Raw genomic sequence first — 18,112 nt, 5'->3', positions numbered from 1 at the left:
AACCGCATCATGCAGCAACTTTCGTTCGTCCCTTCCCTTCGTTCGACGCGGCGCTGGCTCGGCGCGGCGCTCGCCGGCGCATCGCTGATGCTCGCGGCGACGCATGCGTTCGCGGGCGGCACCGAGCAACTGAAGGCCTTCGTGTCGCAGGTGCGTTCGGCGAAGGGCGATTTCACGCAGCAGATCGTCAAGGCGCCGGCCAAGGGCGCGAGCGCCGCGCAGGCCGCGCCGAAGCCCACCGACAATTCGAGCGGCACGTTCGTGTTCGCGCGGCCGGGCAAGTTCATCTGGACGTACCAGAAGCCGTACCAGCAGGTGCTGCAGGCCGACGGCGACAAGCTCTACGTGTACGACCGCGACCTGAACCAGGTCACCGAGCGCAAGCTGAACGGCGCGCTGGGCGCGAGCCCCGCGGCGATCCTGTTCGGCAGCAACGACCTCGACAAGAACTACACGCTGCGCGATGCCGGCGAGAAGGGCGGCATCGAATGGCTCGAGATGCTGCCGAAGGCGCAGGACACGCAGTTCCAGCGGATCGGCATCGGCTTCCGGAACGGCACGCTCGCCGCGATGGAGCTGCACGACGTGTTCGGCAACGTGACGCTGCTGACCTTCACGAACATCCAGACGAACCCGTCGCTGAAGGGCGATACGTTCAAGTTCGTCGTGCCGAAGGGCGCGGACGTGATCACCGGCTGACCTTCGTTGCGCCGTTTTCCCGACACGGGCCTGCCGGCGACGGCAGGCCCGTGTTGTTTGGGGGCGCGTGCAACAGGCGCGGGCACCGGACGCGTGTAACAGGCACGGGCACCGGACGCGTGCAACAGGCGCGTGCAACAGGCGCGGGCACCGGGCGCCGGCACTGCACACCGTGCCCGGCGGCGCCGTCGCGCGGCTGTCATAATGTCGGGTCCGGCGGCCGGTTCGGCCGCGACCGTTTGATGTGGAGCGAGGGTTCATGTCCGACCTGTTTCAAGTCGAGCCGCGCCGCCCGCTCGCCGAGGCGCTGCGGCCGAAAACGCTCGCCGAGGTGATCGGCCAGACGCATTTGCTGGGCGAAGGCAAGCCGCTGCGGCTCGCGTTCGAATCGGGCAAGCCGCATTCGATGATCCTGTGGGGGCCGCCCGGCGTCGGGAAGACGACGCTTGCCCGGCTCACCGCGCTCGCGTTCGACTGCGAGTTCATCGCGCTGTCCGCGGTGCTCGGCGGCGTGAAGGACATCCGCGAGTCGATGGAGCAGGCGAAGGACACGCTGAATCGCACCGGTCGCCACACGATCCTGTTCGTCGACGAGATCCACCGCTTCAACAAGGGACAGCAGGACGCACTGCTGCCGTTCGTCGAGTCGGGCCTCGTGACCTTCATCGGCGCGACGACCGAAAACCCGAGTTTCGAGGTCAATTCGGCGCTGCTGTCGCGTGCGCAGGTGTACGTGCTGAAGTCGCTGAGCGACGACGAGATGCGCCAGCTGCTCAAGCGTGCGCAGGAAATCGCGCTCGACGGCCTCGCGTTCGACGACAAGGCGATCGATACGCTGGTCGGCTACGCGGACGGCGACGCGCGCCGCTTCCTGAACCTGCTCGAACAGGCGCAGACGGCGGCGACGTCGGCCGGGGTCACGACGATCGATGCCGACTTCGTCAGCAACGCGATGACGCTGAACGCGCGGCGCTTCGACAAGGGCGGCGACAACTTCTACGACCAGATTTCGGCGCTGCACAAGTCGGTGCGCGGCTCGAGCCCGGACGGCGCGCTGTACTGGTTCTGCCGGATGATCGACGGCGGCGCGGATCCGAAGTATCTCGCGCGGCGCATCGTGCGGATGGCGTGGGAAGACATCGGCCTGGCCGATCCGCGCGCGTTGCAGGTGGCGAACGACGCGGCCGAAACCTACGAACGGCTCGGCTCGCCGGAAGGCGAACTCGCGCTCGGGCAGGCCGTGATCTATCTCGCGTGCGCGGCGAAGAGCAACGCCGGCTACAACGCGTTCAACCAGGCGATGGCGTTCGTGAAGCAGGACAAGTCGCGCGAGGTGCCCGTGCATCTGCGCAACGCGCCGACCAAGCTGATGAAGGAGCTCGGCTACGGCCACGCTTATCGTTACGCGCACGACGAGCCGAACGCATACGCGGCCGGCGAGACGTACCTGCCGGACGGGATGCGCGAGCCGCGCTGGTATCAGCCGGTGCCGCGCGGGCTCGAATCGAAGATCGCCGACAAGCTCGCATGGCTGCGCGAGCTCGATCGCGAGGCCGGCAAGAAGGACTGACGGTGCCGCGCGGGCCGGTCCGGCCCGCGCCGCCGCGGACGCGTCAGCGCTTGCGGCCCGGCTGCTGTTTCTTCCAGTAATCGAACGGCTCTTCGTGGCATTCGATGTCGAGTTCGGCGACCCGCGCATGCAGGCGTTCCTGCGCGTCGGCGATCGCGAGGTTGTAGATCGCCGGCGCGATTTCCTGGACGAAGAAATGCAGCAGCGCGCCGGCTTGGATGTTGCCGATCGGCTCGTCCATGTTTTCTGTGAAATAACGTTGCAGCGACGCGATCGCGCGGTCGCGTAGATCCTTGTCGAGTTCGATGGTCATCTGATTCCTTGGGGGCAGTGACGCGGAGCGGCGCTCCGCCTGATTCGGTGGCCGCCAGCCGGCGCGGGCGTTGTGCGATCCGTCATGGCGACGCGCGCGGCCATTCGCCGGCCGCCGATGCGGCGGACCGCCAATGCGATACTGCCATGACCGCCCATTTGCGGCATTGTCCATCCGGCCGGTGCCGTGGCGGCCGCGGGGTGCGTTAGAATTCCCGTCTTACACAACGATTTTTCCAAGTCCTCCCATGCTCGACATCCAGTTGCTGCGCAAAGACCTCGACGGCGTCGCCAAGCGCCTCGCCGATCGCGGCTACACCCTCGACGTCGCCGCGTTCTCCGCACTCGAAGCGGAACGCCGCGCGATCCAGACCCACACCGAAGAGCTCCAGGCGCGCCGCAACAGCCTGTCGAAGCAGATCGGCGCGATGAAGGGGAAGGGCGAGGACACGTCGGCCGTGATGGCCGAGGTCGGCGGGATCGGCGACGAGATGAAGGCGGGAGAAGCGAAGCTCGCCGACATTCAGGCGCGCCTGTCGGATCTGATGCTGGGCATGCCGAACGTCGCGCACGAAAGCGTGCCGGTCGGCAAGGACGAAGCCGACAACGTCGAGGCGCGCCGCTGGGGCACGCCGCGCCAGTTCGACTTCGAGGTGAAGGATCACGTCGACGTCGGCACGCCGCTCGGCCTCGATTTCGAGACGGGCGCGAAGCTCGCGGGTGCGCGCTTCACGATGCTGCGCGGCCCGATCGCGCGCCTGCACCGCGCGCTCGCGCAGTTCATGATCGACACGCATACGCAGCAGCACGGCTATACCGAAACGTACACGCCGTACATCGTGAATCCCGAGATACTGTACGGTACGGGCCAGCTGCCGAAGTTCGCGGACGACATGTTCCGCGTCGAGAAGGGCGGCGCGGAAAACACGGTCACGCAATACCTGATCTCCACGTCCGAGATTTCGCTGACGAACACCGTGCGCGAGTCGATCGTCGACGCATCCGCGCTGCCGATCAAGCTCACCGCGCATTCCCCGTGCTTCCGCTCGGAAGCCGGTTCGTACGGCCGCGACACGCGCGGGATGATCCGTCAGCACCAGTTCGACAAGGTCGAGATGGTGCAGGTCGTCGCGCCGGAAACGTCGTACGCGGCGCTCGACGAGATGGTCGGCCACGCGGAAGCGATCCTGCAGAAGCTCGGCCTGCCGTACCGCGTGATCACGCTGTGCACGGGCGACATGGGCTTCTCGGCCGCGAAGACGTTCGACCTCGAGGTGTGGCTGCCCGCGCAGAACACCTATCGCGAGATTTCGAGCTGCTCGAACACCGAGGCGTTCCAGGCGCGCCGGATGCAGGCGCGGTTCCGCAACGCGCAGGGCAAGCCGGAGCTCGTGCATACGCTGAACGGTTCGGGCCTGGCGGTCGGCCGCACGCTCGTCGCGGTGCTGGAAAACTACCAGAACGCGGACGGCTCGGTCACGGTGCCGGAAGTGCTGCGTCCGTACATGGGCGGCATGGAGCGCATCGACGCGCCGGCACAGGCATCGTAACGCGGGCCTTCCGAAGCCCTCGCAAAAAAATTTGCCGAAGGGGCTTGTCAGTCAGGAAAAGATCGTCTTATAATCTTTTCTTTCGCGGAAACGACCACCGCGAAATGCAGTAAGGAAGGAGAGGTGGCAGAGTGGTCGAATGTACCTGACTCGAAATCAGGCGTACGGTTTCCCCGTACCGTGGGTTCGAATCCCACCCTCTCCGCCAAAATACGAAGCCCCTTGATCCGGAAGGATCAAGGGGTTTTTCGTTTTGGGTCGCCGGTGCAATGTGTCGGTCGTCGTCGTGCGCTGCTGGATGGCGGCCCTGCATACTGCGGAACAATCGCGCCACACGCACCACACGCGCTGCATTCGACCTGACCTGACCTGACCTGACCGCACGGTACACGAGCTTCACCGCTTTCCTCAGCTTTAAGCCTTCGATGTCCGCGCCGTTAACACGGTGCGGCGGCCGGCACTCATGCCACACGCCATCGTTCCACGTCGATTCAAGGTTCCATGAAGCTGAGCTACAAGATTCCTCTCGCATTTGCCGTCGCGTTATCACTGATGTTCTGCGGCGCGCTATACGGCATCCACATCCTCAACCGGTCGATCGATACGTTTGCCGAAGACGTGCAGACGAACGTCGGCAACGAACGGCTCGTGTCGGCCTCGCTCGTGCAGTTCAAGCTGCAGGTGCAGGAATGGAAGGACACGCTGTTGCGCGGCAAACAGCCCGAGAAGCTCGATCGATACTGGCAGGCATTCCAGACGCGCGAGCGCACGGTCGATTCGCTCGCCGCGCAGCTCGTCCATCGGCTGCCGGCCGGCGAGAGCCGCTCGCTCGTCGAGCAGTTCATGCGCGCGCACGCGATGATGGGCGACGGCTACCGGCGTGGCCTCGACGCGTTCAAGGCCGCCGGTTTCGAGCCGTCGGCCGGCGACGCCGCCGTCGCGGGCGTCGACCGTGAGCCTGCTGCGCTGCTGGAGCGGGCGGCCCAGACGATCGCCGCCGAGAGTGCCGCCGTGTCGGCGAAGGCTAGCTGCGACGCACAGCGGGCGACCACCGTGAGCCTCGCCCTGATGCTGGTTGTGCTCGGCGTCGCGATGGTCGGCGCGTTCCTGTTCAGTCGCGCGATCTTGCGTCCGCTCGATCGCGCAGTGGCGTGTGCACAGGCCGTCGCCGGCGGCGACCTGACACGCGACGTCGACGCAAGCGGCCGAGACGAGATCGCCCATCTGCTGCGGGCATTGCAGACGATGCAGACGAGTCTGTCTCGCGTCGTGCTCGAGGTGCGTACGCATGCCGAGGCCGTCGCAACCGCGAGCGCGCAGATCGCCTCCGGCAATCACGATCTGTCGTCGCGTACCGAATCGCAGGCCGCGTCGCTCGAGGAGACAGCCGCCAGCATGGCGCAGTTGACCGGCATCGTGCGCCAGTCGGCCGAGCACGCGCAACATGCGGCGCAACTGGCGCGCGATGCATCGAACATCGCGTCGTCCGGCGGCGGCGTGATGACGGACGCCGTCCACACGATGAACGGCATTGCCGATAGCGCGACGAAAGTCGGCGAAATCATCGCGGTGATCGACGGTATCGCATTCCAGACCAACATCCTTGCACTGAACGCGGCGGTCGAAGCCGCGCGCGCAGGGGAGCAGGGGCGCGGCTTCGCTGTCGTCGCGGCGGAGGTGCGCACGCTCGCGCAGCGTAGCGCGTCGGCCGCGAAGGAGATCAAGGGGCTCATCGAACAATCGACCCAGCGGGTCGACGAGGGCGCCGTGCTGATCGGCCGTGCGGGAGAATCGATTCACGAGATCGTGGACGCGGTGCAGCGCGTCACGACGATCGTCGGGGAAATCTCGTCCGCCTCGCAGGAGCAGAGCGGCGGCATCGATCAGGTGAACGTCGCGGTGACGCAGATGGACGAGGCGACCCAGCGCAACGCGGCGCTCGTCGAGCAGGCCGCGGCCGCGACCCACGCACTGGCCGAGCAGGCGAGCGCACTGCGGCATGCGGTGGCCGTGTTCAGGCTGCCTGAAATGGCGTGACGGCAGGGCTGTTGCGCCGGCCGCGGCGAGCGATGCGCGCCGGCTTTCGCCGGCCCTCATCGAGCATCACGCCGCAGCCGGATACTGCGCCAGCACCCTGTCGCGAATCGACGGCTTGATGTTCGATTGCGCCATGTCGCCGTGATAGTGCGCGACGACACGCGGGTTCATCACGCGATACCAGAGCGGCGGGACGTATGCGAACAGGATCATCGTCGCATAGCCGGCCGGCAATTGCGGCGCATCGTCGAAGTGGCGCAGCGCCTGATACGAGCGCGTCGGATTCGCGTGATGGTCGGCGTGTCGCTGCAACTGGTACAGGAACAGGTTCGTGACGACGTGATTGCTGTTCCACGAATGTTGCGGCGTGCAGCGTTCGTAGCGGCCGCTCGGCAGCTTGCGACGGCCGAGCCCGTAGTGCTCGACGTAGTTCACGACTTCGAGCAGCGACGCGCCGTAGACGGCCTGGATCACGAGGAACGGGATCACGACCTTGCCGGCCATCGCGATCGCGATGGCCCACACGACGGCGGTCATCGCCCATGCGTGCAGCACTTCGTTGCGCCAGGTCCACGGCGAATGCCCGAGCCGCTCGAGGCGAGCCTTTTCGAGCCGCCACGCCGAGCGGATGCCGCCGGTCACCGTGCGCGGCAGGAACGCCCAGAACGACTCGCCGTAGCGCGCGCTCGCCGGATCCTCGGCCGTCGCGACGCGCACGTGATGGCCGCGATTGTGCTCGACGTAGAAGTGGCCGTACGCGACCGGCGCGAGCGTGATCTTCGCGAGCCAGCGTTCGAAGCGGTCGGTCTTGTGCCCCAGTTCGTGCGCGGTATTGATCGAGATGCCCGTCGCGGCGCCGAGCGACAGCGCGAAGCCGACGTAGTCGTACCACGCGAGCGCATGCGCGCCGACGATCCACACGCACATGAAGAACGCGACGTATTCGATGAAAGTCGCGAGATAGACGATGTACCGGTAATAGCGCTCGCGTTCGAGGTGCGGCACGACGGCTTCGGGCGGATTGTCGCGATCGTCGCCGATCAGCGTGTCGAGGATCGGGATCACGCCGAACGCGAACAGCGGGCCGAACCACCAGAACACGTGAAGGCCCGTCGACAGCGCGAGTTGCGCGGCGAGGATCGGCAGCGTGATCGTCAGCGCGCCGAGCAGCCACAGGTAACGCTTGCCATCCGACCAGCCCGAAGCCGATCCGTCGGTCATTGCCATTGTCTCCCTCCAGTCGGCCGGCCCGCGGGCGGCCGCATGCAAGATTATTGGAATCCTCGTGGTCCGCGACGCGCGCGGCGGCGCCGGTTCGTTGCCCGGTTCTGCCTGTTATACGACCGGTGCGCGCGCTTGCCAAACTCCGGCGCTAGGCGCGACGCTCCAAACGACGGGGTGCGCGCAATGTGCGTCGGGGAGGGGCCGACACGCGCTGATTGAAACATGCCGACGAGGGCGGATCGGCCCGCGCGGCGACGCGTTTGTCAGATGAATGGCTCGGTGTGCGGCGGGCACAGGGCCGGTATGACAGGGCGACAACAAATGTTGCGTCGCAATAAAGAGGCCGGGGAAGGATGGCCGCCGCGCGCTTTTCGTTTGCTAATATTACATAGCATTACGGCCACAACGACGCACTTAAAACCGGACGGCCGCGCATCGCAAGGAGAACGACGCGAAGCACCGGATCACGAGATCGCGCTTACCGTCCGGCAGCCTGCGTCGATGCGCCGATGCTGCACCTGCACACCGGGCGGCGCGTGTCGCCGCTGATGACATCTGCCGCCTTTCGATTCGCGCTGCCATTTGAAAATTACGATTTGACTCATGCCCCGCTTTCGGTTGAAGCTACTAGCTTGCTGTCCGAAGGGGGCTGTGCCTGCATGAGTTCGACCTTGACCGTTCGTCGTATCGCTGCCGATCAGGGCGGCGTGTATCGCGAACTCCGCGCCGCATCGCTGCGTGAGCCCTACGCACCCGGCGAGGCGCCGGAGGCCGAATTGCTGACCGTCGATACGGACGCGGCGTCGGCAATTGCCGCGCAGCGCGCCGTGTCCGACGAGTCGACGACTTTCCTGCTGTACACCGAAGGCCACCCGGCCGGCATGATCGGCGCGTATTTCGACAACACGCCCGACCGGCGCGCGTTCGTCAGCGAACTGTGGGTCGCGCATGCGGTGCGTCACCTGCGCGGCGGCGTGCTGCTGCTGGAGACGGCCACCGCATGGCTCGCCGAGCGCGGCGCCACCGACGTCTACGCGTGGATCGCCGATGCGAACCGCAACGCGATCCGCTTCTACGAGCGTGCCGGTTTCGGCAACACCGGCGAACATGCGCCGATCGCACGGATGCCCGGCGCGATGAAATCGCTGTTCGTGTCGCAGGTGAAGCACTGACCCGACCACAAAACAGCCAGCCGCGCGGCGCAATGAAAGCCCGATCGCCCGCTGGCCTGCCCGCCTGCCGGTTGCGCGTCCGCCTGGGCCGCCGCGACCCCGCGTCCCAAAAATAATGGCCGCACGCGTGGACGCCTGTAAAATACGCAAAAAATTTTTGCAGAGTGTCCATGTCGCTTAAAAAATCGCCATTCTTCGAGCTGCGCAGCGGATCGGTCGATACGTTGCTGTTCACCGTGAAGACGACCGATCTCGACGCGTTGCGTACCGAACTGGTCAAGCGCTTCGAAGCGACCCCCGAATTTTTCGCCGACGATGTCGTCGCGATCGACGTCCGCCGCCTGGCTGACGGCGAACGCGTCGCGCTCGCGGATATCCGGCAGATGCTGAACGACGTGCGGATGCGTCCGGTGGGCGTCGTCGCACTGGCAACGCAGGGCTGGGCGGGGGAAGCCGGCCTGCCGTTGCTGGAGGCGCGCGATCGCCGCGCGCCGGCCGCGAAACCTGCCGACGAAGCGGAACCGGCGGCCGTGCCAGCCGTCGAGACCGCCGCCGCTGCGGCAGCCGCAGCGGTGCCCGAACAGTCGTCGGAGCCCGCGCCGACGCTCTTGCAGGCCGGCGGCCAGACGCTGGTGATCGACCGGCCGTTGCGTTCGGGGCAGCAGATTTACGCGAAAGGAGACCTCGTGGTGCTCGCGCCGGTCAGTCACGGCGCGGAAATCATCGCGGAAGGCAATATCCACATCTACGCGCCGTTGCGCGGCCGCGCACTCGCGGGCGTGCACGGCAATCACGACGCGCGCATTTTCTGCACGTGTCTCGAACCGGAACTGATTTCGATCGCGGGTATCTATCGAACCACCGAGAACCCGCTGCCCGCCGACGTACTGGGCAAATCGGTGCAGATCCGGCTCGAAGAGGAAAAACTGATGATCGAACCGCTGCGCCTGACGTGATTCACGCGGTGCGCTCCGGATCGATCGGCTCTCATTGACGAACACAGGGTATTGGGTAAATGGCAAAAATCATCGTGGTGACCTCGGGCAAGGGCGGCGTGGGCAAGACGACGACGAGCGCGAGCTTCGCGTCGGGCCTCGCGCTGCGCGGCCACAAGACGGCCGTGATCGACTTCGACGTCGGCCTGCGCAACCTCGATCTCATCATGGGCTGCGAGCGTCGCGTCGTGTATGACCTCGTGAACGTGATCCAGGGCGAAGCGAACCTGAACCAGGCGCTGATCAAGGACAAGAAGTGCGAGAACCTGTTCATCCTGCCGGCGTCGCAGACGCGCGACAAGGATGCGCTGACGCGCGACGGCGTCGAGAAGGTGCTGAACGACCTCGTCGCGATGGACTTCGACTTCATCGTCTGCGATTCGCCGGCCGGTATCGAAGCCGGCGCGCTGCACGCGATGTACTTCGCGGATGAAGCGCTGATCGTGACGAACCCGGAAGTGTCGTCGGTGCGCGACTCGGACCGCATTCTCGGCATCCTGTCGTCGAAGACGAAGCGCGGGACCGAAGGCAAGGAGCCGATCAAGGAACACCTGCTGATCACGCGTTACAGCCCGAAGCGCGTGAGCGAAGGCGAGATGCTGTCGCTCGAGGACATCAGCGAGATCCTGCGCATCAAGCTGATCGGCGTGGTGCCCGAGTCGGAAGCCGTGCTGCACGCATCGAACCAGGGTCTGCCGGCCGTGCATATCGACGGCACCGACGTCGCGGAAGCGTACAAGGACGTCGTCTCGCGCTTTCTCGGCGAGGACAAGCCGCTGCGCTTCACCGATTACCAGAAGCCGGGCCTGCTGCAGCGCCTCTTCGGCAGCAAGTAACGGAGGCCGCCCATGTCCATCCTTTCGTTTCTCCTCGGCGAGAAGAAGAAGTCCGCATCGGTCGCGAAGGAGCGCCTGCAGCTCATCATCGCGCACGAGCGGGTCGGCGGCCGGCCGCCGGCCGATTACCTGCCGGCGCTGCAGAAAGAGCTCGTCGCGGTCATCTCGAAGTACGTCCATATTTCGGACGATGACATCCGCGTGAGCCTCGAGCGCCAAGACGATCTCGAAGTCCTCGAAGTGAAGATCGAGATCCCGCAAGCCTGACGCTTGCGCGTGTCCCTCCGCACGGCGGCGCCCGCCGCCGTGCGCGTCTTACGCCCTGTTGCACTTTCGGGCACGCCGTAACACGGCGCCTGTCGGCCGTAATCGACCCTCCCGCATTGAACGAATACGCTCGCGTGACTTGTTCAACCAGGAGGTTGTGATGGCCGTTTCCACCGTTTCACGTCGTATCGTTTCGCTCGCGCTGTTCGCCGCGGGCCTGTCAGCCGTCGTCGCCCCGTTTGCCGCGCATGCGGACGAGATTCTCGTCGGCACGCCCGTGATCGCGCCGCAGGGGCGCATGGTCATCGCGGAGCCGGTCGCCGTGCGCACCGGGGAAATCGTCGTCGTCGCGCCGAATGCGCCGCCGCCCGTGCGCTACGAGGTCGTACCGGCCACGCGCGTGGGCTACGTGTGGGAGCGCGGGCACTGGCACTGGGATCATGGCCGCTACGTGTGGATCGGCGGCCACTGGGAAACCGAGCGCGTCGGCATGCAATGGGTGCCGGGGCATTGGGACCAGCGCGGTCCGAACTGGTTCTGGACGCGTGGCCACTGGGCTTGATGGAGGCGCGCGATGAAAAGAACCGCAATCGCCATCGCGCTCGTCGCGATCACGCTGGCCGGGTGCATCGTCGTGCCGGCGCGGCCGGTCTACTACCGGCCGGCGCCCGTCGTGATCTACTGAGCGTCGCGCGGGCCGTGCGGTTGCGCCGGACCGTTTGCGTCGGTCGCAGCCGGCCCGGCGTCGTGCGGCGCCGGCGCATGCGCGGCGCTGTCGGCCGCCGCGGCGGCCGGCTCGTCGTCGCCTTCATCGCGCAGCGTGTCGAGCGGATCGGCGGGGGCCGCGTTTGCATCCTGGGGTTCGGTTACGTCGGTCACGTTGCCCGCAGCGGCCGCTGCGGTGGCCGCGGCCGGCGCGGCGGCCGCGACGGGCGGCGCGAGATAGCGCTGCGCGAGCGTTTCGTAGAGCGGCGGCGCGAAAAAGCGCGATACCCGGCTCGATACCAGTGCGGTCGCCATCAGCGAAATCACCAGCGCATGACCGTTGATCATTTCCATCACGATCACGAACGACGTGATCGGCGACTGCGTGACGGCGGCAAGATAGCCGACCATCGCGAGCGCGATCAGCATCGGCAGGCTCATGTTGCTGAACACGGTATGCAGCAGGTTGCCGAAGCCGGCGCCGATCGACAGCGACGGCGCGAAGATCCCGCCCGGGATGCTCGGCAGGTACGATGCGACCATCGAGATCATCTTCAGGAACGGGTAGAACACCGACAACTGCTGGCTGCCGTCGAGCAGGCCGCGCGCCTCGGCATAGCCGCTGCCGAACGTCGTGCCGCCGGACACGAGCCCGACGACGGCGATCGTGAAGCCGCACAGCGCGGCGAACGCGACCGGCCGCTCGCGGTACAGGCCCAGCAGTTGCGCGGGCAGCCAGCGCCCCGTGTTGAGCAGCAGCCAGCAGAACAGGCCGCCCGCGATGCCCGTCACGATCGCGGTGACCAGCACCGCGACCGCCAGCAGTTTCGGGAAATGGAGGCCGGTATTGATCGTGCCGAAATACGTGTAGTTGCCGTTCAGACCGAGCGCGACCACGCCGGCGAGGATGATCGCGGTGATCAATACGCCGCTGGCGCGCGCGGAGAAGCTGCGGGTCAGTTCCTCGATCGCGAACACGATCCCGGCGAGCGGCGTATTGAACGCGGCCGACAGCCCGGCCGCCGCGCCGGCCAGCACCAGCTGGCGTTCGATCTGCGCGTTCGAGCGCGGGTAGAAGCGCCGCAGGTTGAACATCAGCGCCGCGCCGACCTGCACGGTCGGCCCCTCGCGGCCGATCGTGAAGCCGCCCAGGATGCCGAGGAACGAGATCAGCACCTTGCCGAACAGGATGCGCAGCGTCAGCAGCCGGGCGCCGAATGCGCTCGGGCGCGCATGCAGCGTCGCGATCACCTGCGGGATGCCGCTGCCCTCGGCGCCGCGGAAGAACCGGCGCGTGATCCAGACGGACATGGCTGCAATCGCCGGCGTCAGCAGCAGCGGCAGCCAGACGGCGTGATCGCGCATCGCGCGGAAGGTCTCGTAACCCCAGTCGATCAACCGGGCGTACAGTACGGCGGCGAGGCCGACGACGATCGCGCCGAGCCAGAAAACACCATATTGGCGCCAGATTCGCAGCGAACGGCGGGTGAGGGCGGGAAACAGCGACGGAAGGGCGGGGCGCGGCATTGGGGCGGGCCGGAGGGCAAAGAATGGATTATAAAAAGAACCGGATGCCAGCGGGGACGACAAAAGCCCGGGGGGAATGACAAAAATCCACAAAAGGATGCAATTTGTTGCAAATGTAATATTCGCGTAATGTCTGTACATAGCAACCGTCGTTAGCATGCCAGGATGGCCAGTCGAGAATTCCCGCAAATCGTGAAACGCATCCTTATCGTGAAAGTGACGTCGCTCGGCGACGTCGTCGAAACACTGCCCGTCGTCGCAGACCTGCATCGCGCCTTCCCCGGCGTGTCGGTCGACTGGGCTGTGGACGAATCGTGCGCGGAGATCGTGCGCTGGCATCCGGGCGTGAGCGCTGTCCTGTGCGCGCCGCTGCGCCGCTTCAAGAAATTGCGCAATGCCGGCGACCTGAAGGCGATCTCGTCATCGATCGGTGCGTTGCGTGCGCACCGCTACGACGCGGTCATCGATCTGCACGGTGTTTACAAGAGCGCCATCATTGCGGCGCTGGCGCGCGCCGGGCGCCGCGTCGGTTACCAGACGCAGGATCTCGGCGAGGCAGGGGCGCGTTTTGCGTATTCGCATCGCTTTGGCCCGAAGCCTGAATGCGATGCATGGCACGGCATGCGCATTAGCGCGGGCGAGGCGCTCGGCTATGCGCCCGAGGGTATCGCCTCGTACGGGATCGAACCGCCTGATGCAACGTTGCCGCCTGTCGTTATCGAGGGTGCGCCGTTCATGCTGCTGTTCCACGCAACGTCGAATTCCGACAAGAAATGGCCGGCCGATCATTGGGCTGAACTGGCCACCCGGATGATGGCGCGCGGCTTGCGCGTGCTGCTGCCATGGGGCTCGTCGTCCGAGCATGGCGATGCGCAGGACATTGCGATGCGGGCGCCCGGAGCGGTTGTACTGCCGGCCATGTCGTTGGGTGAACTCGCCGCTACGATCGGCCGGGCTGCGCTGGTCGTCGGTGTTGATACGGGCTTGGTGCATCTGGCGCACGCGTTGCGGCGCCCGACCGTGATGATTTTCGTGGCCACGTCGCGTGCCCACTTCGGCATTGGCGGCGCACCGCACGCACTGTCGATCGGTGAGGCCGGCGCTGCGCCGAGCGTTGACGACGCGATGGAAGCAATCGATACCGTGGGACCGCTCTACGACGTGTTGCCGGTGCAGGCAGTAGCCTGACGGTTAGGGGCGGACTTACGCCAGCAACACCTCGACCGTGACGACGGCGGCGATGGCCGCCAGATTCGCCAGCAGCGCCTCGAACACGAGGCCGCGCCAGGTCTTCGGCCGGAACCGCAGCGCGAGCAGCAGCGCGCCACCCAGCGCGAGCGCAAGGATCATGACGAGATCGGCATTGGCGAGGCGGATATTCATGGCGGCGGCTCCTGTCGGGGCGGGATCCCCGGGCGCGCAACGACGCGCCCAGGATCGAGTATAGAGAGCGCTCACCGCCGTACAACCCGGGTCGCCCCGGAGGGTCAGACGAGCGACGCGTCGCGCGTTTCGCGCATCAGCAGGACGCCGATCAGGCTGATCGCCGCCGCCACCGACACATAGCCGCCGACCCACGACAGCCCGCCGCGCGCAGCCAGCAGTTGCGCGATATACGGGGCGATCGACGCGCCGAGAATCCCGCCGAGGTTGTACGCGACGCCCGCACCCGTATAGCGGACGTTGGTCGGGAACAATTCCGGCAGCAGCGCGCCCATCGGGGCGAACGTCACGCCCATCAGGAACAGCTCGATCGTCAGGAACAGCGCGACGAGCGGCATCGAGCCGCTGCCGAGCAGCGGCTCCATCGCGAACCCCGACAGCAGCGCCGCGATCGCGCCGACGATCAGCACCGGCCTGCGCCCGAAGCGGTCCGACGCCCATGCGGACAGCGGCGTCGCGAGGCCCATGAAGACGACCGCGAAACACAGCAGGCCGAGGAAGCTCTGGCGCGGAATATGCAATGCCGACACGCCGTACGACAGCGAGAACACCGTCGAGATGTAGAACAGCGTGTAGCAGACGACCATCGCGAGCGCGCCGAGCAGCGTCGGCTGCCAGTGTTGCGTGACGAGCGTCGCGACCGGCACGCGCACGCGCTCGTTGCGGTCGAGTGCGGCCTGGAACGCGGGCGTTTCGGTGATCTTGAGCCGCACGTACAGGCCGAGCGCGACGAGCACCGCGCTGACGAGGAACGGAATGCGCCAGCCCCAGCTGCGGAACTGCTCGTCGGACAACGACAGCGCGAGCGCGAAGAACAGGCCGTTCGACATCAGGAAGCCGACCGAAGGCCCCAGTTGCGGGAACATCCCGAACCAGCCGCGCTTGCCCTGCGGCGCGTGCTCGGTCGCGAGCAGCGCCGCGCCGCCCCATTCGCCGCCGAGGCCGATCCCCTGGCCGAAGCGCAGCACGCACAGCAGCACCGGCGCGAGCGCGCCGATCGTGTCATAGCCGGGCACGAAGCCGATCGCGGTGGTGGACACGCCCATCACGAGCAGCGATGCGACGAGCGTCGACTTGCGGCCGATACGGTCGCCGAAGTGCCCGAACAGGAACGAGCCGATCGGGCGCGCGATGAACGCGATGCCGAACGTGACGAACGCGGACAGCGCCTGTGCCGTCGCGGAGCCGTGCGGGAAGAACACGGGGCCGATGACGAGCGCGGCGGCCGTCGCGTACACGTAGAAATCGTAGAACTCGATCGCGGTGCCGATGAAGCTCGCGAACACGATGCGCCGGTGGCTGACGGCGCCGGCCGAACCGGTTGCGTGTGCAACGGTCGGGGAGGATGCGGACATGGATGTCTCCGTTTTGTCGTTGGGGCAGCGGCTGGGCGTGCGCTCGGGCAGGCGTCTGCCTGCCGGGAGCAGCCGGGCAAATGATTGATGCGGATGACGCGGTGGCGGCGTGGACGCGCGCCGTGGCGCGGACGTCACCCGCCGGTCGACGATGGAGACGGGTACGTCGCCGCCGCCCGGTGCCGGCGTGGTCGGCTCGCTTGCCGGGTGGGGCGCGCGAACGCACGCGCGGCGTGATGGCCGCGCGAGTGCGGAAAATTATAGCCAGCCGCGCCGCCCACCGGCAATCGGGCCGCGGCGGTGCGTCAGTCGATCGATTGCGCCTGCGCGGACGCGGTGCTTTGCAGCTGGAAGTGGCCGTCGTCGTTGAAGAGCCAGCCTTCCATCAGTTCGAGCCGGCCGTTGCCGTCGAGCAGCCGTGACGGCGGCGCCGGCAGCGGCGCCGAGCGGCGCAGCGACGCGAGCGCGAGCGCTTCCGCCTCGCTGTCGCCGTTGCTGCGATAGACGGATGCGTTGATCACGCGGCCGCTGCCATCGACGGTGAAGGCCACGACGACGAGCGAACGCAGCATGGCCTGCGGTGTGCCGTGCAGCATGCCGGACGGATTGCGCTCGGCGACACGATGCGCGACCTCGACGCGATACTGGTCGAGATTGCCGCTGCGTATGACCGACGGAATCGTCAGGACCGAGCGTAGCGACGGAGGCGGCGTGATCGTGCACGCGGCGAGCAGGGCGACGACGGCCAGCGCAGCAACACGCAGCCGGGCGACGCGCGGACGGAGAAGGGGGCGCATGAGGTGATGGTCAGGAGGGACGATAAAAAAATGATAGGCGCACCGACACGAGACGATATGGGGGGAAACGCATAGCGCGCCGGATCGGTCGCAGCGATCGCTGATGATGACGGCCGGGCGCCGCGTCGAGCAACGTGCGTCGTGCGTGGTGCGTCGCGATGTGACGCGACATGTGACAGCGCCCACGGGGCACGCGCGTGTTGCAAAGGTTGAACGCCACGACACTCGGCGATCGTCCGGCGGGGCGGCGCGGTCAGCCGATGCGGCACTTCGGCTAGCCGTCCGCGCGATCCCAAGCGATGCGGGCCGGCCGCGTCAGAAGCCGTGCGTCACGAGCGACAGTACCGACAGGTCGGGGTGCGTGCCGTCGATGATGCTCTTGCCGATGTGCACGGCTTCGTGGGCGGCCTCGTCGATGCTCGCGAAGCTTTCCTCGCCGTCCGCGTGGAACGGTACCGCATGGCCGGGCAGCGCGGGATTCACGCCCGGATGGCACACGTAGCCGGTGTAGGTATAGCGCGTGTCGCTGCCGGGCATCGCGGCCGGCACGACATGGATCTCGAAGCCTTCGTAATCGACGTGGTTCGTCGCGGTCGACAGGTCGGTCATGGCGATCTCCGTGTGCCGCGCGCAGGGATGGCGCGTGCGGCATCGAATACATCGAACACGCGGCGGCGTTCGTGTCGCCGTGTTGAACGAATTCTAGGCGATGGCGGGGCGGGCCGGGAGGCATCCGGCAGTGTGCGGCGACATGTGTCCGGGCGCGCGCACCATGCGCATTCAGCGCCGACGATCGGGCGCCGATTCCATTAGCGAGCGACGGAAATGGAGATCATCGTATTTTTCGCGTTCGGCGCGTTCGTGTACGGCGCCGCCGCGCCGCCGCCCGTGCCTGCCGGCCAGGTGCCGCGCAAGGCGCGGCGTGAACGCACGTTCCGTCTCGACCGACGGGCGTGTCGCACCGCGACTTCGTTACTTGCAGCGCGCGTCCTTGCGTTGCACGACGACGATCACCGGATACTTCTGGCCATGGTCGAGTTCCACGCGCGCGACGACGGTCAGCGTCGCCGGATCGGAATCGTCGTACACGCTGACCTGTTCGTTGCGCAGGTAGGTCACGCCGGTGCAGTTCGACGTGCGTCCGTCGTCGGCCACCTTGCACTGAAGCTCGTTGTCCTTCAGGTAGTTGTACGGCGACGGGCTCGCGAGATATTCACTGAGGCCGCGCGGCGAACCGCCGACGCCGGTCACGTACGCGATCGCGCACGACGCCTGCGCGTCGCTGCCGGAGGCGGTGTCGGCCGCTGCATGCGTGCTGACGGCGGCCAGCACGGTGACGAGCGACGAGACGAGGAAGGGCTTCATGACGTGGATTTCCCGTTTCGCGAATCGGAGCGCGGGATTGTAACGGCATCCGGCGCGATGCGTCGGAACGTACGGGGCGCACGCGTGCGGACAAACAAAAACCCCGTCATTCTGCGAATGGACGGGGTTCGGCGAACTTCCTGGCGGAAGCGGTGAGATTCGAACTCACGGACAGTTTCCCGTCGCTGGTTTTCAAGACCAGTGCCTTAAACCGCTCGGCCACGCTTCCACACGAGGCGGCATTGTAACCGAAATGCC

At 66.6% G+C, this 18,112-nt stretch carries 18 protein-coding genes and 2 tRNA genes; 11 read left to right on the top strand and 9 right to left on the bottom strand.

The genetic code is table 11. The annotated features are described in order from the left end of the window. Positions 1 to 9 precede the first annotated feature (9 nt). Both lolA and HWW87_RS11560 read left to right on the top strand, forming a co-directional pair. On the top strand, positions 10 to 699 hold the full coding sequence (lolA, locus tag HWW87_RS11565; RefSeq protein ID WP_174433189.1) for an outer membrane lipoprotein chaperone LolA: 690 nt from the start codon (positions 10 to 12) through the stop codon (positions 697 to 699). A 259-nt stretch (positions 700 to 958) separates the two neighbouring features. Then, the gene (locus HWW87_RS11560; protein ID WP_175820346.1) at positions 959 to 2,269 is read left to right on the top strand and encodes a replication-associated recombination protein A; all 1,311 of its coding nucleotides are present in this window, start codon (positions 959 to 961) and stop codon (positions 2,267 to 2,269) included. 43 nt (positions 2,270 to 2,312) lie between these two features. Here HWW87_RS11560 and HWW87_RS11555 read toward each other — a convergent pair whose 3' ends face one another. Then, positions 2,313 to 2,582 carry a DUF2164 domain-containing protein gene (locus HWW87_RS11555; RefSeq protein WP_175820714.1) on the bottom strand — a complete coding sequence of 90 codons (270 nt, stop codon included), beginning with the start codon at positions 2,580 to 2,582 and terminating at the stop codon, positions 2,313 to 2,315. 247 nt (positions 2,583 to 2,829) lie between these two features. On the opposite strand from HWW87_RS11555, the gene serS reads away from it, so the two are divergent. The 3 genes from serS (at position 2,830) to HWW87_RS11540 (ending at position 6,168) form a co-directional block, all read left to right on the top strand. Then, positions 2,830 to 4,131, top strand: coding sequence for a serine--tRNA ligase (gene serS, locus HWW87_RS11550; RefSeq protein WP_175820345.1), 1,302 nt, complete (start codon positions 2,830 to 2,832; stop codon positions 4,129 to 4,131). A gap of 117 nt (positions 4,132 to 4,248) precedes the next feature. Then, a tRNA-Ser gene (locus tag HWW87_RS11545) sits at positions 4,249 to 4,339 on the top strand. A gap of 293 nt (positions 4,340 to 4,632) precedes the next feature. Beyond that, positions 4,633 to 6,168: a methyl-accepting chemotaxis protein gene (locus HWW87_RS11540; RefSeq protein WP_175820344.1), complete on the top strand. Its 1,536-nt coding sequence runs from the start codon at positions 4,633 to 4,635 to the stop codon at positions 6,166 to 6,168. A 66-nt stretch (positions 6,169 to 6,234) separates the two neighbouring features. Here the strand turns inward: HWW87_RS11540 and HWW87_RS11535 are convergent, their stop codons facing one another. Continuing rightward, positions 6,235 to 7,395: an alkane 1-monooxygenase gene (locus HWW87_RS11535; RefSeq protein ID WP_175820343.1), complete on the bottom strand. Its 1,161-nt coding sequence runs from the start codon at positions 7,393 to 7,395 to the stop codon at positions 6,235 to 6,237. A 545-nt stretch (positions 7,396 to 7,940) separates the two neighbouring features. On the opposite strand from HWW87_RS11535, the gene HWW87_RS11530 reads away from it, so the two are divergent. The 5 genes from HWW87_RS11530 (at position 7,941) to HWW87_RS11510 (ending at position 11,224) form a co-directional block, all read left to right on the top strand. Beyond that, positions 7,941 to 8,564, top strand: a complete 624-nt coding sequence (locus HWW87_RS11530; RefSeq protein ID WP_244107200.1) for a GNAT family N-acetyltransferase — start codon at positions 7,941 to 7,943, stop codon at positions 8,562 to 8,564. Positions 8,565 to 8,734: 170 nt separating this feature from the next. After that, entirely contained in the window at positions 8,735 to 9,520 is a 786-nt protein-coding gene (gene minC / locus HWW87_RS11525; protein ID WP_175820342.1) for a septum site-determining protein MinC, read from the top strand. A gap of 59 nt (positions 9,521 to 9,579) precedes the next feature. Then, entirely contained in the window at positions 9,580 to 10,395 is an 816-nt protein-coding gene (gene minD, locus HWW87_RS11520) for a septum site-determining protein MinD (RefSeq protein WP_174387694.1), read from the top strand. 12 nt (positions 10,396 to 10,407) lie between these two features. Next, positions 10,408 to 10,662 (top strand): cell division topological specificity factor MinE, encoded by a 255-nt coding sequence (gene minE, locus HWW87_RS11515; RefSeq protein WP_006476634.1) that lies wholly within the window; start codon positions 10,408 to 10,410, stop codon positions 10,660 to 10,662. 160 nt (positions 10,663 to 10,822) lie between these two features. After that, positions 10,823 to 11,224 carry a YXWGXW repeat-containing protein gene (locus HWW87_RS11510; protein ID WP_175820341.1) on the top strand — a complete coding sequence of 134 codons (402 nt, stop codon included), beginning with the start codon at positions 10,823 to 10,825 and terminating at the stop codon, positions 11,222 to 11,224. Between the two features lie 116 nt (positions 11,225 to 11,340). Here HWW87_RS11510 and HWW87_RS11505 read toward each other — a convergent pair whose 3' ends face one another. Then, complete coding sequence (locus HWW87_RS11505) at positions 11,341 to 12,894, bottom strand: chloride channel protein (protein ID WP_175820340.1); 1,554 nt, start codon at positions 12,892 to 12,894, stop codon at positions 11,341 to 11,343. Positions 12,895 to 13,086: 192 nt separating this feature from the next. On the opposite strand from HWW87_RS11505, the gene waaC reads away from it, so the two are divergent. After that, a complete protein-coding gene (gene waaC, locus HWW87_RS11500) occupies positions 13,087 to 14,082 on the top strand; it encodes a lipopolysaccharide heptosyltransferase I (protein ID WP_175820339.1) in 996 nt (331 codons plus the stop codon). A 15-nt stretch (positions 14,083 to 14,097) separates the two neighbouring features. Here waaC and HWW87_RS11495 read toward each other — a convergent pair whose 3' ends face one another. The 6 genes from HWW87_RS11495 to HWW87_RS11470 form a co-directional block, all read right to left on the bottom strand. Then, complete coding sequence (locus HWW87_RS11495; RefSeq protein WP_175820338.1) at positions 14,098 to 14,277, bottom strand: hypothetical protein; 180 nt, start codon at positions 14,275 to 14,277, stop codon at positions 14,098 to 14,100. A 104-nt stretch (positions 14,278 to 14,381) separates the two neighbouring features. After that, positions 14,382 to 15,692 (bottom strand): MFS transporter, encoded by a 1,311-nt coding sequence (locus HWW87_RS11490; RefSeq protein ID WP_175820337.1) that lies wholly within the window; start codon positions 15,690 to 15,692, stop codon positions 14,382 to 14,384. A 305-nt stretch (positions 15,693 to 15,997) separates the two neighbouring features. Next, positions 15,998 to 16,489 (bottom strand): energy transducer TonB, encoded by a 492-nt coding sequence (locus HWW87_RS11485; RefSeq protein ID WP_126364091.1) that lies wholly within the window; start codon positions 16,487 to 16,489, stop codon positions 15,998 to 16,000. Between the two features lie 315 nt (positions 16,490 to 16,804). Next, complete coding sequence (locus tag HWW87_RS11480) at positions 16,805 to 17,098, bottom strand: hypothetical protein (protein ID WP_174387687.1); 294 nt, start codon at positions 17,096 to 17,098, stop codon at positions 16,805 to 16,807. 363 nt (positions 17,099 to 17,461) lie between these two features. Next, a complete protein-coding gene (locus HWW87_RS11475) occupies positions 17,462 to 17,854 on the bottom strand; it encodes a hypothetical protein (protein ID WP_175820336.1) in 393 nt (130 codons plus the stop codon). Between the two features lie 141 nt (positions 17,855 to 17,995). Then, positions 17,996 to 18,083 (bottom strand) — tRNA-Ser (locus HWW87_RS11470). Between the last annotated feature and the right edge of the window lie 29 nt (positions 18,084 to 18,112).

The sequence above is a fragment of the Burkholderia sp. BCC0419 genome, assembly GCF_902830285.1.
In the GTDB taxonomy this organism is placed as follows: domain Bacteria; phylum Pseudomonadota; class Gammaproteobacteria; order Burkholderiales; family Burkholderiaceae; genus Burkholderia.
The sequence above is the reverse complement of the archived record's forward strand: the minus strand, read 5'-3'. Positions and strand labels throughout refer to the sequence as shown.